The 15,640-nt window shown below is 68.2% G+C and carries 15 protein-coding genes; 2 read left to right on the top strand and 13 right to left on the bottom strand.

What is annotated here, in order from left to right:
- Nucleotides 1-16: 16 nt before the first annotated feature.
- The 7 genes from JCQ34_RS15370 to JCQ34_RS15340 form a co-directional block, all read right to left on the bottom strand.
- Nucleotides 17-1,708: an alkaline phosphatase D family protein gene (locus JCQ34_RS15370; protein ID WP_286398824.1), complete on the bottom strand. Its 1,692-nt coding sequence runs from the start codon at nt 1,706-1,708 to the stop codon at nt 17-19.
- A 188-nt stretch (nt 1,709-1,896) separates the two neighbouring features.
- Nucleotides 1,897-3,045, bottom strand: coding sequence for an LCP family protein (locus JCQ34_RS15365; protein ID WP_286398822.1), 1,149 nt, complete (start codon nt 3,043-3,045; stop codon nt 1,897-1,899).
- Nucleotides 3,046-3,186: 141 nt separating this feature from the next.
- Complete coding sequence (locus JCQ34_RS15360; protein ID WP_286398820.1) at nt 3,187-3,855, bottom strand: low molecular weight phosphatase family protein; 669 nt, start codon at nt 3,853-3,855, stop codon at nt 3,187-3,189.
- 148 nt (nt 3,856-4,003) lie between these two features.
- Nucleotides 4,004-4,636 carry a DUF305 domain-containing protein gene (locus tag JCQ34_RS15355; protein WP_286398817.1) on the bottom strand — a complete coding sequence of 211 codons (633 nt, stop codon included), beginning with the start codon at nt 4,634-4,636 and terminating at the stop codon, nt 4,004-4,006.
- A 56-nt stretch (nt 4,637-4,692) separates the two neighbouring features.
- Nucleotides 4,693-5,154, bottom strand: a complete 462-nt coding sequence (locus JCQ34_RS15350) for a hypothetical protein (RefSeq protein WP_286398814.1) — start codon at nt 5,152-5,154, stop codon at nt 4,693-4,695.
- Between the two features lie 47 nt (nt 5,155-5,201).
- On the bottom strand, nt 5,202-7,361 hold the full coding sequence (locus JCQ34_RS15345) for a heavy metal translocating P-type ATPase (RefSeq protein WP_286404578.1): 2,160 nt from the start codon (nt 7,359-7,361) through the stop codon (nt 5,202-5,204).
- A 101-nt stretch (nt 7,362-7,462) separates the two neighbouring features.
- Nucleotides 7,463-7,810 carry a heavy-metal-associated domain-containing protein gene (locus JCQ34_RS15340; protein WP_286398812.1) on the bottom strand — a complete coding sequence of 116 codons (348 nt, stop codon included), beginning with the start codon at nt 7,808-7,810 and terminating at the stop codon, nt 7,463-7,465.
- Nucleotides 7,811-8,079: 269 nt separating this feature from the next.
- Between JCQ34_RS15340 and JCQ34_RS15335 the strand changes: the two genes are divergently transcribed.
- The gene (locus JCQ34_RS15335; protein WP_286398809.1) at nt 8,080-8,760 is read left to right on the top strand and encodes a PAS and ANTAR domain-containing protein; all 681 of its coding nucleotides are present in this window, start codon (nt 8,080-8,082) and stop codon (nt 8,758-8,760) included.
- On the opposite strand, the gene JCQ34_RS15330 is transcribed toward JCQ34_RS15335, so the two are convergent.
- The 3 genes from JCQ34_RS15330 to JCQ34_RS15320 are packed head-to-tail and all read right to left on the bottom strand — an operon-like array spanning nt 8,757 to nt 10,927.
- Entirely contained in the window at nt 8,757-9,380 is a 624-nt protein-coding gene (locus tag JCQ34_RS15330) for a hypothetical protein (protein ID WP_286398807.1), read from the bottom strand. The two genes, JCQ34_RS15335 and JCQ34_RS15330, sit on opposite strands and share 4 nt — an antisense overlap.
- A 51-nt stretch (nt 9,381-9,431) precedes the next feature.
- Nucleotides 9,432-10,136 carry a sortase domain-containing protein gene (locus JCQ34_RS15325; protein ID WP_286398805.1) on the bottom strand — a complete coding sequence of 235 codons (705 nt, stop codon included), beginning with the start codon at nt 10,134-10,136 and terminating at the stop codon, nt 9,432-9,434.
- Between the two features lie 17 nt (nt 10,137-10,153).
- Nucleotides 10,154-10,927: a CHRD domain-containing protein gene (locus JCQ34_RS15320; RefSeq protein WP_286398802.1), complete on the bottom strand. Its 774-nt coding sequence runs from the start codon at nt 10,925-10,927 to the stop codon at nt 10,154-10,156.
- Between the two features lie 232 nt (nt 10,928-11,159).
- On the opposite strand from JCQ34_RS15320, the gene nhaA reads away from it, so the two are divergent.
- On the top strand, nt 11,160-12,512 hold the full coding sequence (gene nhaA, locus JCQ34_RS15315; protein WP_286398799.1) for a Na+/H+ antiporter NhaA: 1,353 nt from the start codon (nt 11,160-11,162) through the stop codon (nt 12,510-12,512).
- Between the two features lie 10 nt (nt 12,513-12,522).
- On the opposite strand, the gene JCQ34_RS15310 is transcribed toward nhaA, so the two are convergent.
- The 3 genes from JCQ34_RS15310 to JCQ34_RS15300 form a co-directional block, all read right to left on the bottom strand.
- Nucleotides 12,523-12,786: a hypothetical protein gene (locus JCQ34_RS15310; protein WP_286398797.1), complete on the bottom strand. Its 264-nt coding sequence runs from the start codon at nt 12,784-12,786 to the stop codon at nt 12,523-12,525.
- 109 nt (nt 12,787-12,895) lie between these two features.
- Nucleotides 12,896-14,053, bottom strand: coding sequence for an ABC transporter ATP-binding protein (locus JCQ34_RS15305; RefSeq protein WP_286398796.1), 1,158 nt, complete (start codon nt 14,051-14,053; stop codon nt 12,896-12,898).
- Nucleotides 14,050-15,639 (bottom strand): ABC transporter permease, encoded by a 1,590-nt coding sequence (locus tag JCQ34_RS15300; protein WP_286398795.1) that lies wholly within the window; start codon nt 15,637-15,639, stop codon nt 14,050-14,052. The genes JCQ34_RS15305 and JCQ34_RS15300 overlap by 4 nt, the downstream gene beginning before the upstream one ends.
- Nucleotide 15,640 lies beyond the last annotated feature (1 nt).

Raw genomic sequence — 15,640 nt, 5'->3', positions numbered from 1 at the left:
CGTCGCGGAACGGGAGCTACCGTTCGGGCGTCAGGACCTTGGAGAACACCGTGGCGCCGTTCGCGTTCCGGAGGCTGGCGGTGAAGCTGTTGTCTCCGCCCAGCTCCACGTGCCCGAAGAACTGGTTCTCGCCGTCGCGCGGTGACTCCCCGGCGAAGCGCCCTGACTTAGAGAAGACCACCTCGGGACCGAACGTGCCGTCCATGCTGTTGGGGCCGAAGGAACCTGCGGCGATGGGTCCGGCAACGAACTCCCAGAAGGGGTCGAAGTCGGTGAAGGCGGCACGCTCGGGGGAGTAGTGGTGGGCGGCGCAGTAATGCACGTCCGCGGTAAGCCACACCGTGTTCTTCACACCGTTGCGCTTGAAGGCACTCAGCACGCCGGCGATCTCGAGTTCGCGGCCCAGGGGAGCACCGTTGTCGCGGTTGGACAGGCTCTCCTGGTTGACCGGGCCGTCCGGCACCACGATGCCCAGCGGCAGGTCGTTCGCGATCACCTTCCATGTCGCCTTGGACTTGGACACCTCGCGGATGAGCCAGTCCACCTGCTCCTGGCCAAGAATGTTCGTGGCGTAGGGTTCCTTGCCGTCCGTGTTGGGGGACTTGTAGGTGCGCATGTCCAGGCAAAAGATGTCCAGCTGCGGGCCCCTGGAGATCTTCCGGTAGATCCTGGCCGGCTGGTACTGGCCGGCGTCGTCGAACGTTCCGGGGCGCCAGATGGCCGAGCTGTCTGCGATGGGCATGTTTTCCTGCCACGCCTGCCGGCCGCGGGCGGCCAGGGTGTTGACGTCCCGCACGGTGTAGCGGGAGTCGTCCAGGATCTGGCCCGGGTACCAGTTGTTGTGCGTCTCGTGGTCGTCCCACTGCGCGATCACCGGCACGTCCGCGAACATGGCCCGCATATTGACGTCCATGGAGTTGTAGCGGTGCCGGCCTCGGAATTCGGTGAGCGTCTCGGCCACCTTGGACACCTCCTCCGTGACCAGGTTCCGCCAGACCTGGCCGTCTTTTTCCACCACGGTTTCGGCGATGGGCCCGTCGGCGTAGATAGTGTCGCCGGAGTGGATGAAAAAGTCCGGGCGGGCCTGGTGCATGGCCCGGTAGCCCCGCATCCCGCCGATCTCCTCGTTGATGCCCCAGCCCTGGCCTGCGGTGTCGCCGGTCCACACAAAGCTTTGGGCGGACGACGCCGGGACGTCACCGCCGTTGCTGGTGTCACCAGTGCGGCCCTTGCCGTTGACCGTCCCGGTGTCCGGCGCCGTGCGGAAGCTGCCGCGAACCGTCTCACCGGCCGCGCCGCCGTCGTCCTCGAAGCTGATCTCCAGGGCGAAGCGGGTGTTGGACGGCAGGTTTCCGGCGTGGATCTTGGCCGTGAAGTCGGACGCTTGGGTGGCGCGGGGCCCGCGGAGGACCCGCTCAAAGGCGCCCCGCCCGCGCAGGACCTGGCCGCCGTCGTCCACTGCCCGCAGGACGGCCGTCATCCGGCCGGCGCCCGAGGCACGGGACCAGAGCACGGCGGAATCGGAGGTGACGTCGCCGGTGGCGATGCCGCTGGGTAGGGTGAGCCGGTTGCGGACCAGCGCGACGCCGGCGGGAGACTGGGTGGCTGCCGAAGCGTTGGCGGCGGGAACGGAGGCCAGCGCGGCGGCGAGGACGGAACTCTTGACGACGGTGCGGCGGGAAACCCCGGCCTGGGAAGATTCGCTCATGACCTCAGGTTTTCCCCGGCCGGCACACAGACTCCGACGCCTCGGTGAACGGGCGGTATACGACGCGCAAATTCCCCCGCGATGCGCCAAGCCGCGGCCGCACCCCGAATATCGCCGCGCCAGGGAATCTGCGCGTCACCACCGACTTGGCGCAGCGCACCTCTCCCCGAGGCCCGGGGCACCCCGCCCTATGGCTTCGCGAAGTCGCCGATCCGGCCCTCCCGCAGTGCCGCGCCTACGGCTGCGATGCCCCCGTAGTCGGGAAACAGCACGGACTGCCCGGCCACGAAACCGGAGCCCGCCGTCGGCAGCGTCATGGTGCCGATGGCGTTCACGTCAAGGTTCCGCAGGCTGTAGGCCAGGATGGCGGCCTGGACGGGGTCGAAGGCCTTGTCCACGGTGAGGCAGCAGGAGGCGAAATCGACCAGGGACCGCACCGCGTTCACGTCGTTGAGGGCACCGCCTGCGGTGAGGCGGGCCAGGATGGCGCGGAGCATGATCTGCTGGTCGCGGACGCGCTGGAAGTCGCCGTCGGCGAAGGCGTAGCGCTCGCGGGAAAACTCCAGCGCCGCCTGCCCGTCAAGGTGGTTCATACCGGCGGGGAAGACGTGCTGGGTCTCAATGCTGGACTGGAACGGGATGGGCACGTTGACGTCGATGCCGCCCAGGCCGTCCACCAGGATCTTGAACCCGCCGAAGTCCAGCATCAGGGTGTGGTCGATGGTGATCCCCAGCAGCTGCTGCACGGTGGCAGTCTCCATGTCGATGCCGCCATACTGCAGGGCGGCGTTGATCTTGGCGGCCCCGTAGCCGGGGATGTCCACCCAGTTGTCACGGTTGATGGAGATGAGGTAGAGGTTCCGCCGGTCGGCGGGGACGTGGACCACCATGAGGGAGTCCGCCCGCTGGTCCTGGGCTTCGCCGGTGGCTGCCGTATGGGCGGCGGCGTCGCGTGCCGGGGTGCCGCCGCGGATGTCACTGCCGATGACCAGGATGTTCATCGGGGCTGCAGGCAGGTCCGGGATAGGGGCAGGCGAGGGTGGGGGAGCAGGAGCAGGAGCGGGCGGGGGCGTTTCAGAGGGAGTCGGTGTAGGCGTTTCGCTGGGCGACTGTGTCTGGGTGGCCGCCGGCTGCGCTTCCTGGCCGGCGCGGTTCAGGCTGAAGATCGCGATTCCGGCCGCTACAACCAACGCCACCGCCACCAACACCGCGATCCAGCGGCGGCGGCCCAGGGCAACCAGCCAGGCGGGCCGGTGGGCGGATTGGCCGGCGGGCTGCGAACCGGAGTTGCCGGGACCGCCGGGGCCGGATGGATCAGAACCGCCTGGGATGCTCATGACGCCTCCACCTCACTGTGACTGGTGGGATCAGTGTCCGTCCGGCAGGGCCTCATTGGCTACATAGTTGTCCAAACTGTCACCTGCCGGCGCGTCGCCGGCTTGCGGCAGTGGGATCCGGGGTCCGCCGTTCCTTGTGTCCTACAGCTGGGCGGCGTCGGGGCTCACTGGTGCGTTCAGGCGGGCGTGGCGCAGGATGGAGACGATCGCGGGGGCCAGCTGGTCCTCCATCTCACGGTAGACCTCGGGCGAGCGGCGGTATGGGTCCACGATGTCATTTTCTGCGGGGTCGGCCGGAAGCGAGAGGTGCCGCACCCCGGCGGCCCGGGCGGGCAACCCCCGCCAAAAGGCGGCGTTGGCAGCAAGCCGGGACTCGTCGTCGGGCGCTGCTTCCTGGGGAGGCCCGGCTGGCTGGGTGTCAGCTTCGGCGGCCCGCTGGTCCAGGACGTTGAGCATCCGGGCGAACTCGCGGATGGTGAAGGTCCGCTTGAGCAGGGAGGCGTCCAGCTGCAGGACCTCGCCGCGGTGCCCGGAGGTCATGGTGAGCACCAGATCCACACCGCGCAGGATCTTGGGGGTGAGCTGCCGGGCAGCGAAGCCTTCGGGATTCCCGCCGAAGGTCCGCACGATGTCCGCCGAGATGGGCTGCATGGGCTGGCCCACCAGGGCGCGGGTGCCGGCACTGGAGACTTCGAAACCGCCGGGCACTACTTGGTCAAGCCCCGCCTGCAGCAGCCGTTCGGCCACGGGCGACCGGCAGATGTTGCCGGTGCAGACGGTCAGGATTCGTACTGGTGCGGAAGTGTCCAAGGAGATGTTCTCTTTTCCCAGCTGGCGGCGGATCCGTTCGGGCCCGTGCCTTTCAACTTAACACGCGACGGTGCGGCGGCGGCTCCCGGACCGGGTGCCGCCGCCGCACCGTTCACGTTTCCCGCCGGGCCGGCGGGCTGTCCCATGGCTAGAGCGAGGCCAGCAGCTGCTTCATCTGCGTGATCTCCGCCTGCTGCGCGTCCACGATCTCGTGGCCCAGCTTCACGGCTTCAGGTGACTTGCCGGCGCTGATCTCCTGCTGGGCCATGTCGATGGCGCCCTCGTGATGGCCGATCATCTGCTGCAGGAACAGCCGCGCAGCCTCGGCGCCGGTGGCGGACTTGAGCTTGTCGATGCCGGCGTCGTCCACCATGCCGGTCATGCCGTGGCCGGTGTGGTCGCTCATCGCGGCGGGCACGTTCCAGCCTTGGAGCCAGCCTGTCATCTGCTCGATCTCGGGGGCCTGGGCCGCCTTGATTTTGGTTGCCAGGGCGGTCACCTCTGCTGGAATGTCCTGCTTGTCCAGGATGATGCCGCTCATCTCCACCGCCTGTGCGTGGTGCGGGATCATCATCTGGGCAAACATGATGTCGGCCTGGTTATGGTTGGCATCCGCGGCGGGGCTCATGCCGGCGCCGGGCATGGTGCTGGACATCGGGCTGGCGCTGCCGTGGTCCATGGGCATGCTGTTGCCGGATCCGGCATTGGCTGCGCATCCTGCGAGGCCGAGCGAGGCAGCCAGGGCAGCAGCAATGGACAGGGTCTTGATGGTGGTGTTCATGGTTGTCTTTCAGGGAAGTAAATGGACGGGGCCGTAATGGGGTGGCTCGGTCCGGTTTACGTCCGGCTGATCGACAGGTCGCAGGGGGTGGGGCTGGGCGGCAGATAGCTGTAGCCGGCGCCGCGCTTGCCGGCGGCGGCCGGTACAGGCAGGTTGGCCAGGGATGCGTGGGGTGGGGAAATGGTGACCGGGCCGCTGGGCGCCGTGGGGACGCAGGGCGCCCCCGGTTCCTGGGCGGCCGGGCAGGAACCGCCGCAGCCGGCGGACCCAAGGACCGGTTCGTCCAGGGCAGGGTCCGGGGCCCGGGCTGTGGCATGGTGGCCTGCGTGGACGGCATGGACATCACCGGCAGAATGCGCGACGGCGGTGTGCCCGGCGATTGCCCCTCCGGACATTGATGCGTGGGAGGAATGCCCGGAGGTGAGCACGTGCATGCCCAGCAGCCCCGCGATGACGGCCAGAGTAGCTGCCAGCAGACAGGCGCGGCGAAGGAGGGACGCCACGGCGCGGGTGGTCACGGCGTCCCTCCTTTCACTGGGCCTGGCTGTCACTCGGCCTGGAATAATCAACGGACCTCGGACGGGTTCAGTTTCAGCCGCCGAAGGAGCTGGGCGTTCAGTGCCACCACAACGGTGGACGCAGACATCAGCACAGCACCCGCCGCGGGCGACAGCACCACACCGGCGAACGCCAGGACACCGGCGGCCAGCGGCACGGACAGGACGTTGTAACCGGTGGCCCACACCAGGTTCTGCCACATCTTCCGGTAGCTGGCCCGGGACAGGTCCACCATGGACAGCACGGCCCGTGGGTCGTTTCCCGCCAACACCACGCCGGCGGATTCCACTGCCACGTCGGTGCCGGCGCCGATGGCGATCCCCACCTCGGCGCGGGCCAGCGCGGGGGAGTCGTTGACGCCGTCGCCCACCATGGCCACCTTCAACCCGCGGCCCTGCAGCTCGGCCACTTTCTTGTCCTTGTCCGCGGGCAGGACCTCGGCGAACACTTCGTCGATGTCCAGGTCCGCGGCCACGGCCTGCGCCACCTGGTGCGCGTCGCCGGTTACCATGGCCACCTTGACGCCCCGCCGCTGCAGGGCTGACACGGCCTGCCGCGACTCCGGCCGCACCGCATCCTCCATGCTGACGGCACCCAGGACGTTGCCGTCGTCGACAACGTGGAGCACGGCGGCTCCGCGGTCCATCCACGCTTTGGTGCTCCCCGCCAGAGAAGCAGGTTCGACGACGCCGAGCTCGCGCAGCAGTGCCGGCCCGCCCACGTGCACCGTACGGCCGTCGACGCCGGCCCGGACGCCGCGGCCCGTCAGGGAGGTGAAGCCGGTGGCCTGAGGCAGCACCAGGTTCCGTGCCTTGGCAGCGCGCACGATGGCCCGCGCCACGGGGTGCTCACTGTCGGACTCCACGGCGGCGGCGAGGGCCAGCACCGTGTCGGCATCCGCTCCTTCAGCCACGGCGACGTCCTTCAGCTCCGGCTCGCCCGTGGTCAGGGTGCCGGTTTTGTCGAACAGGACCACGTCGATGGTGCGCATCCGCTCCAGCGCCATCCGGTTCTTGATCAGGACGCCGGCCCGCGCCGCCTGCTCCGTGGAGATGGCGATCACCAGCGGGATGGCGAGGCCAAGCGCGTGCGGGCAGGCGATGACCAGTACGGTGACGGTCCGGGTGACGGCGTCGGGAACGCTTCCCATCAGCGTCCAGGCGATGAAGGTCAGGACGCCGGCGCCGGCGGCAAAGTAGAAGAGGAAGGCTGCTGCACGGTCCGCCAGGGCCTGTGCGCGGGACGATGAAGCCTGTGCTTCCTCCACCAGCCGCTGGATCCCGGCCAGGGCGGTCTGGTCGCCCACGGCCGTGACCCGGACGCGGACGCTGCTGTCCGTGGCCACGGTTCCGGCCACCACGGGATCGCCCGCGCCGCGAGCCACGGTCTTGGATTCACCGGTGATCATGGACTCGTCGAACTCGGCCTGCCCGTCCACTACGTTGCCGTCAGCAGGCATGCGGGCGCCCGGACGGACCAGGACCAGGTCCCCGGGGTTGAGCTCGGAGACGGGGACGGTCTCGGTGCCGCTGTCATTGATGCGCTCGGCTTCGTCCGGCAGCAGCGCGGCGAGGGCATCAAGGGCGCCCTGCGCGGAACCAAGGGCGCGCATTTCGATCCAGTGCCCCAGCAGCATGATGGCCACCAGCAGGGCCAGCTCCCACCAGAAGTCCAGGTCGAAGCCACCGATTCCCAGGCTGGTGACCCATGACGCGGCGAAGGCCACCGTGATGGCCATGGCGATCAGCAGCATCATTCCGGGCGTACGGTCCTTGAGCTCCTGCAGGCCGCCCTTGAGGAACGGCTGTCCGCCGTACAGGAAAATTACGGTGCCCAGGACCGGGGGGATCCAGGCGGACCCGGGGAACTCGGGCGGCATGTAGCCCAGGAGGTGGGCCATCATGGGGCTGAAGTAGACCACGGGAATGGACAGGGCCAGCGTCAGCCAAAACCTGTTCTTGAACATGGCCGTGCTGTGCCCCGCGTGCTGGCCGTGGGTGTGGACCGTGTGGTCGTCGTCGTGCTGGCCGTGGCCGCCGTGCTGCGGGTGCCCGGTGTGTTCGGTATGCCCCGCGCTGTGTGCCGGGGGCTCCGTCAGCGTCCGGCTGGGCGGCTGGTGGTGGTCATGCCCGCCGCCCTGGTGGTGTACGTCGGGGTGGTCCTGCATATCGTGTTGATCCTGCATGGTTCCTCCTTGGAGGCAATCGCTGCCCGGCTCGACCCGGGGCTGCGGAAAATGTTCAGGCCGCGCGCGGGGCGCGGTCCATCTCAGGCCAGGACGTAACCGGCGTCAGCCACAGCGCGGCGGACGTCGGCTTCGGGTACCGGGCCTGTGACGGCAAGCCGGGAGCGGCCGCCAGGCACCAGGTCAACCGAGGCTGCGGTCACGCCCGGGAGAGCGGATACAGCAGTTTCGACAGACCGGACGCAGTGCCCGCAGGTCATGCCCTCCACCGCAAAGTCGCGGTGGGTGGAGGCATCGGCGTCGGCAATTCCGACGGCGGCGGGAGACTCCTGCGGGTCGGCTGCACGGAGGGTGCTGGCCGGCTCGGCTGGGGCGCAGCAGCTGCAGCCGGAAGATGCGAGGGGGAGTTGGGGGCGGTTCCCGCTGTTCATGTCAGTTCCAATCCGTTGAGGGAATCAAGGGGTGCTGGGGTTGAACGGCTGTGAAAGGCTGGTGCGGGTGCGCCGGCCGGGACATACCACTTCACTGACAACACCGCCAATATACCCCCTAGGGGTATCAAGGTCAAGCACTCTAACGCATCTCCACCGGGACTACCATGGGACCTCCCGCACTACCTTCTGTTGCGCAAGGAGACCATACTTGAAGGAGCGAGGACAGAGCCGGCCCGCTGGGGGCTGGCCATTGCGGGAGGTGCCCTGTGACGGAGCTCAGCGATCTGTACACGTATTCGAGTGCCCTCGGAGACAGCGAAAGCGATGCCGGGATCTTCAGGGTGGACTTGGAGCCTGCCGGTCCAACCTTCCAGTGGTCGGACGGGATGTTCCGGCTGCACGGTTACCAGCGCGGCGAGGTTGTGCCCACGCTGGAGCTGATCTTCGCCCACAAGCATCCCGACGACAGGGAACAGTGCGAGGAAATTGTGGGGCACGTTTCCACCACCGGCGGCTTCTTCTGCATGTATCACCGGATTGTGGACGCCCATGGGAAGACGCGGCGCGTGCTGACTGCCGGCGAGGCGGTCCTTGGTGACGACGGATCAGTGGTGGCGCTCGAGGGCGTGACGGTGGACCTCAGCCGCACGCTGCAGCGCGAAACCGAACAGACGGCGCGGGACGCCGTCGCGGGCGCTACGGCAACCCGGACCGTGATCGATCAGGCCCGCGGGATCCTCATGGGCCAGCTGAAACTCGGCTCCGATGACGCGTTCCAGATGCTGGTGAGCACCAGCAGCCACCGGAACGTCAAGCTGGTGGTGGTGGCGGCGGAACTGGTGCAGCTGGCCAACTCCCCGGAGGCCCGGATCTACCTGGACCGCGCGGTGCGGGCCATCCAAGTGCACGGCGCGGCGGACCACGCGGGAGGCCGCCGCGCCGGCTAGTGGTGCTCCACCCAGCACGCAAGGATGGTGGTGGAGAGTTGGTAGGCCAGGGCGTTGCGGCTCAGGGCGTCGGGACCGACCGCGGCCGGAAGCGCTGACGCGTCCACCTTCAGCACAAAGTTGTCCTTTTGGAACACGGCAGAGCCGGCTGCGGTTTCGTAGGCGGGGAAGCCCAGGTTGGCCAGACCCTCAATAGGCGTGACACCCGTGGCGAGGGCCTGCATGGCATCAAAGTAGGTCCGCGCCTTGGCCTGGTCAGGAGCTTCCTGCACGGAAATTGTCAGTGCGCCCTCCGGCAGGTGGTAGGTGCAGGTGAAAGTGCTGTTGGCCCAGTTGCTGACGGTGTGCGGTTTCTGCTTGAGGGACAGGATGGTGGTCAACCGGTCCATTGGCTCGTCCCCGCACACCATTTTCGCCGCTTCGCTCGGGGCTGCCGGACCGGCCTGCGGGGCGGCCGGGTCGGTGCCGTGGTGCCCGGCATGCCCGGCATTCGGGGTTTCCACGCTGGCGGCAGGGGACGCGGCCGGAGGGGCATCGCCGGTGGATCCTGCCGCCGCCGCACAACCGGAGAGCGCCAGGGACAGCGCCAGGGGCGCCAGCAGGGAAACGCGGTTCTTCATGGCCATCCGTCCTGGCCGCCCCGGTTGAGGCGACCGTTGTGTACTGTCCAATTAGGCTTTGAGCTTGGCGAAGACAACGTAGTTGTCATCGAAGAGGCCGGTGGCGGCGTCGTAGCCGTCGCAAGTAATCAGCCTCAATTCCGAACCGGGCGTGTTTCCGTAGACCTCCACGGTGGGGAAGTTGTCCTTGCCGTAAACGGCGCCCCGTTCAACAACGAAGGTGGCCGTACTGCCGTCCGCCCGTGTCACCTTGACCTCGGCTCCGGGTGTGAGGGTGCGGAGGTCGGCGAAGACCCCCTTGTGGCCGCCGAGGGCGTTCACATGGCCCAGCAGCACGGCGGGACCGCGCTCCCCAGGAGTGGGCGAGCCGTTGTACCAGCTGGCGGGGGCACCGTTGCCGGTATCCTCCGGAACCTCCAACGATCCGTTGGCACGCAGGCCAAGGCTCAGCAGTTCCGTGCGGAGGCCAATCACGGCAATGTCCAGGACGGCCGGTTCGGATCGGGGCAAGACCGGCGGTTCGGCCGCGGTTGGGGCGGTTGCCGCAGCCGGGCTGGAAGGCGAGGGTGTCTGCGGGTGGGCCGCCGCAGCGGACGGCGTTGGGGCGCTGGAGGAGGCGGTGGCAGTGGCAGCCGCAGGGCCGGCGTCGGACGTTCCTGGCGTGGTGCCGCACCCCGCCAGGGTGAGCAGGAGCAGAAGCCCGGCAGCCGCAGGGGCCCGAAGGCTCCTGCGGCTGCCGGAGTTCAGGAAGGACATGACAGGGTCAGCCGGACTCAGGCTGCAGAACCGGAACTGCGGCGACGAACCAGGTAGGCACCGCCCGCGGCTGCTGCCAGGACCAAGCCACCGCCCAAAGCGAGGACGCCGGAGTCGGTTCCGCCGGCCTGCTGGGCAACGCCGGTGTCAGCGCCACCGGCAGGCATCTTCATTTGGCCAGCCTTCAGCGTCCCGCACAATGCAGGGGAGGTGGCAGCGAGCGGGAGGCTCGGGACCAGGTCGGATTTGGCGGCCTGGGCGGCCGGGCTGAGGGTGGCGGGATCCAGCCCGTGGACAACCACGACGGCGGTACCGGCTTCCAGGGCGGCCTTGGTGTCGGCGTTGAGCTCGAAGGTGCGGTCAACGGTGTAGCTGGCTCCCTGGCCGGCCAGCTTGAGGTCCAGGCCGGCAGCAGGACTGGTGTCACCGCTGGTGGAGAGGGTGGTCACGATCCCGCCATAACTGGGCGCGCCCTCGGTGGTGGAAACCACTCCGTCACCGTCCTTGTCCGCCGACGGTGCGGGGCAGACGCCCTGGGCGCCGCCGTGGATGTGCTGGACGTGCGGGTAGGGGGCGTTGTTGAAGGTGGGAGCCAAGCCGGAGACCTTCAGGACGGCGTGCGCCTGGTTGCCGGTGACATCCACTGTGACAGTGCCCGAGGCCGAGCTGCCGTTGATCTGGGAAAGGGTGGACTGGTAGGTGTGGTCGGCTGCGGAGGCGGGACCGCCTGAGAGGGCCAGGGCGCCCAGGGCCAGGGTGGGAACCGCGAGGAAACGAAGTGTCTTGTTCATCGGAAAGCATTCTCCTCATGCGAGTGACGTAATGTCCCAGATGAGGGACATCAATGATTCGGTGCCACCAATACAGCCGGATGGGTATTTTTGTGAATTGCCCCACAAAATTTGTAAAGGCCCCCGGGGAGACGCGTTTGGGAGGGGGCGGCGCCGCCCGTAAAATAGACGAAGGTGCGCCGGGAAGTCTGGTCGGCATGACATTGTCGAACCCGGATTTAAGGACGCCTGCATGAATTCCAGCACGCCCGCCCCCAAGAAAAACTCGTTCTTCGGCTCCACGGTCTTCTCACGCGGCAGCTATGCGGAAGCGCTGCGCATCGGGGAGATCCTTCGCAAGGAAACGGTAGGCGGCGCCCTCCTGGTCATCGCCGCCGTCATCGCCCTCATCTGGGCCAACTCCCCGGCGTCGGACAGCTACTTTGCGCTCCGGGACTTCAAGGTGGGCTATGAGCCGTGGCACCTGGAACTGAGCCTGGGGGCGTGGGCGGCGGACGGCCTGCTGGCCATCTTCTTCTTCCTGGTCGGCCTGGAACTCAAGCGCGAGTTCGTGGCCGGTGACCTGCGCCAGATCAGCAAATCGATCGTTCCCGTGGCGGCCGCCGTAGGAGGCGTGGCGGTCCCGGCGGTGATCTACGCCGTCGTCAACCTTGCCAGCCCGGAGACGCTGCGCGGGTGGGCCATCCCCACCGCAACCGACATCGCGTTTGCCGTGGCCGTCCTGGCCATCATCGGCTCCCACCTGCCCAGCGCCCTGCGGATCTTCCTGCTGACGCTGGCTGTTGTGGACGACCTGATCGCCATCACCATCATCGCGTTCTTCTACTCCAGCGACATCCAGGTGGTGCCGCTGCTCCTGGCGCTCATCCCGCTGGCCCTTTACGCTTTCCTGGCGCAGAAGTTCCGCCGGTTCTTCGGCCTCCACGCGGCGGCCGCCTGGCTGCTCCTGCTTCCCCTGGGCGCCGTGACGTGGGCGCTGGTGCATGCGTCCGGCATCCACGCCACGGTGGCCGGTGTTTTGCTGGGCTTCGCCATTCCGGTGATCCGGTCTCAAGCATCCGGCGGACCCGAAGCCGGCCCCGGGCTGGCCGAGATCTTCGAGCACCGGTTCCGGCCCATTTCAGCCGGCGTGGCAGTACCCGTCTTCGCGTTCTTCTCCGCAGGTGTGGCCGTGGGCGGCTGGGCGGGCCTTGGCTCCGCCCTGACGGATCCCGTGGCGCTGGGCATCATCCTTGGCCTGGTCCTGGGCAAGCCGATCGGCATCCTGGCCACCACGTGGATCCTGACCAAAGCCACCAGGGCCACCCTGGACAGCTCCTTCAAATGGATCGACGTGTTCGGCGTTGCGCTGCTGGCAGGCATCGGCTTTACCGTGTCCCTGTTGGTGGCAGAACTCAGCTTCGGCAACGGCAGCGTGCACGACGACCACGCCAAGGTGGGCATCCTGGCCGCGTCACTGATCGCCGCACTGCTGGCAACGGCCGTGCTGCGCACGCGCAACCGCCAGTACCGGCTCGCCGAAGAGCTTGAGAAAGTCGATACGGACCACGACGGCGTCCCTGACGTCTACCAGGACCGCGCCTAAGCACTCTCCGCTAGGCGGTGGCGAGCGGCGCGGCCGGAGGCTCCGGTTTGGCTGGGACTTCCAGCTGGACCGGAGCCGGATCCACGTGGCGGATCTCCAGTGCCTCGGGGTCCAGCAGCTTCCGGGTGCCGGTCCGGGCATCCAGGATCCAGAAGAGTTCCAGGGCCGTGACGACGCCGGTAACCTTACCCTTGTGGAAGAGCCTGCCCCGGTGCCACGCCTCGATCTGGTCGCCAACGCGAAGCTGGGCCGTACGTACTCCTTGTGCCTCCATAATGGGCTGCCTCCTGCTGTTGTATCCCCGTAAGCACAGCCTGCCGGGGAGACATTGCCGGAGTGTTTCCGCAGGGTGATTTTTCTGTGTCGCCTGTGACGGATGGTGTTCAGTCGTCCATTGGGAAGGCGACGGCTTCGCCCACCACCCGCAGGCACAGCTCCATGCCGGGCCGGGCGATCGAGGCGTTCCAGTGCCGGATGGTGATTACTTCGCCGCCGCCGGGGTAGCGGTGGTCGGCGTGCTCCGCCACTTCCTTGGGCACGTTCAGCTTCAGCCGCACGGTGGTTTCGGGGCCGAAGTAATCCGTGTCCACCACCACGCCGCGGATGGGGCCGTCCTCGGCTATGCGGATTTGTTCCGGCCGCAGCATCAGCTGCACCCGGCCCTGGGCCGGTGGCCGGCGGACGGGGATGCCGCCCAACGAACAGGTGGCCAGGGAGCCCTCCAGCCAGGCGTCCAGGATGACGGCGTCGCCCAGGAACTCTGCGGTGGCCCGGTCCGCGGGGCGGGTGTACACCACGAAGGGATTGCCGATCTGCGCCAGCTTGCCGCCGCGCATCACGGCCACCTGGTCCGCGAAGGACAAAGCCTCGGCCTGGTCATGGGTGACCAGGATGGTGGTGACGCCGGCCTCGGCCAGGACCTTGGCCACGGCGCGGCGGGTGGCCACGCGCAGGCCCGCGTCCAGGGCGGAGAACGGCTCGTCCAGGAGCATCAGTTCGGGTTCGCGGGCAAGGGCCCGGGCCAGGGCAACGCGCTGTTGCTGTCCACCGGAGAGCTGGTGCGGCCGGCGCTTGGCCATGGAGGGATCCAGCGACACCATTTCCAGCAGCTCCGCCACCCGGGCGTTCACGGCGCGGCGTCCGCCGTCGAGCCTGGCCGGATTCAGGCCGAAGGCTATGTTCTGGCCGACGTTCAGGTGCGGGAACAGGGCGCCGTCCTGCGCCACGTAGCCGATCTGCCGCTTATGCGCCGGAAGCCACGCGCCGTCGCCGGCCACGGTGGTGCCGTTGAGCGAGATGGTGCCCGTGTCCGGGTGCTCGAACCCTGCGATCAGGCGCAGGAGGGTGGTCTTGCCGGAACCGGACGGACCCACGATCGCGGTGGTCCCGCCCTTGGCCACGGACAGGTTGACGCCCCTGAGGACCGCCTGGGATCCGAAGTTCTTGGTGACGTCCGTGATCTGCAGGTGGCTGTTGGTGGTGGCTGCCACCGAAGGGGCCACCCGAGGCTCTGGCAGCCTGCGGGTTGATGGTGCTGTCACTGTCCGGCTACTTTCTTGGACTGTTGGAAGAGGAGATAGGTCATGGGGGCGGAAAGCAGGATCATCAACAGCGCGTAAGGCGCGGCGCCGGCGTAGTCGATTTCGCTGCTCTTGCTCCAAAACTCCGTGGCAAGCGTCTTTGTCCCGTTAGGGGAGAGGAGCAAGGTGGCGGTGAGTTCGTTGGCAATGGCAAGGAACACCAGGGCAGCCCCGCCGGCGGCGGCCGGCGCGGTGAGCCGCAGGGTGACGCGGATGAACGCCAGAAGCGGCGGCTTGCCCAGCGCCTGGGCTGCCTCATCGAGTTCCTTGGGAGCCTGCGCCAGTCCCGCCCGCAGGTTCACCAAGGCGCGCGGGAGGAACAGGAGCACGTAGGCTGCCACCAGCACGCCGGCCGTCTGGTAGATCCCGGGCACCAGACGGATGCTGACGGTCACGAAGGCCAGGGCCACCACGATGCCGGGCATGGAACTGGTGACGTAGTTGGACAGTTCCAGGGACTTGCTGAACCAGCCGGGCTTCCGGACCGCCAGGTAGGCCATGGGGAAGGCAACCACGATGGTGGCCGCGGCGCCGGCCAGCCCGTACCCGAAGGTGGCAAAAAGCGCGGGAAGGAACTCGGCGGCGGTCCATACGTCGGCGCCGCCGGCCACGATCCACTTGAGCACGTAGTACAGGGGGAGGCCGAACGCCAGCGCCGTGAGTGCCAGCAGGAAGACCTGGCCCGGGACCTGGTAGGCGTGCAGGGGGAGGCGCAGCGCCCTGGCCTGCACGCCGGAGCCGATCCTGGCGTACCGGGCGGTGCCGCGGCTGCGGACCTCCGCCAGCAGCAGGAGCAGGCAGAAGAACACCAGCACGCTGGCCAGCATGTTCCCGGCGGCGCCGTTGAACGTGGACCGGTACTGGGTCATGATCGCCGTGGTGAAGGTATCGAAGCGGATCATGGCGAACGCGCCGTATTCGGCGAGCAGGTGCAGCCCCACCAGCAGCGCGCCGCCCGTGAGGGCGATCCGCAACTGGGGGAGCACCACCCGGAAGAAGGCGCGCCAGGCGCCCAGCCCCAATGCGGCTGCGGACTGTTCGATGGCCGGGTCCAGCCGGCTGAGGGTCGCGGCCGCCGGAATGTACACCAGCGGGAAGTAGGACAGGGTGGAGATCAGGATCCCCGAGCCCAGGCCGCCCAGCGACGGGATGGCAGACACCCACGCGTAGCTGTTCACGAACGCCGGGACGGCCAGTGGCGCGGCCAGCAGGACCGCCCAGATCCGGCGCCCGCGGAGGTTGGTCCGTTCCACCAGCCACGCCCCCGCCACACCAAGCAGCAGGCACAGCGGGATGGTGGCGGCCATGAGGAGCAGAGTGTTCATGAGCAGTTCGCCCACGCGGGGCCGCAGGATGAGGCCGACGGCGGTGTCCCACCCGGTTGCCACCGTCATGTAGGCCACGTACCCCAGCGGGACGAGGGAGAAGAGGGCGATCAGCACCGCCAGGACGGACACTGCGGAAACGCCGAAAGGCGGGCGGGGGCTGTTGCCCCGGCCCGCCGTCGTCGTGCTCCGCCTGGGGGGAGCCGATAGATCGGAGGTCACG

Origin of the sequence: Pseudarthrobacter defluvii, assembly GCF_030323865.1 — a bacterium.
Taxonomy (GTDB): Bacteria; Actinomycetota; Actinomycetes; order Actinomycetales; family Micrococcaceae; genus Arthrobacter; species Arthrobacter sedimenti.
Note: the sequence above shows the minus strand (reverse complement) of the source record. Positions and strands in the feature narration are given on the sequence as shown.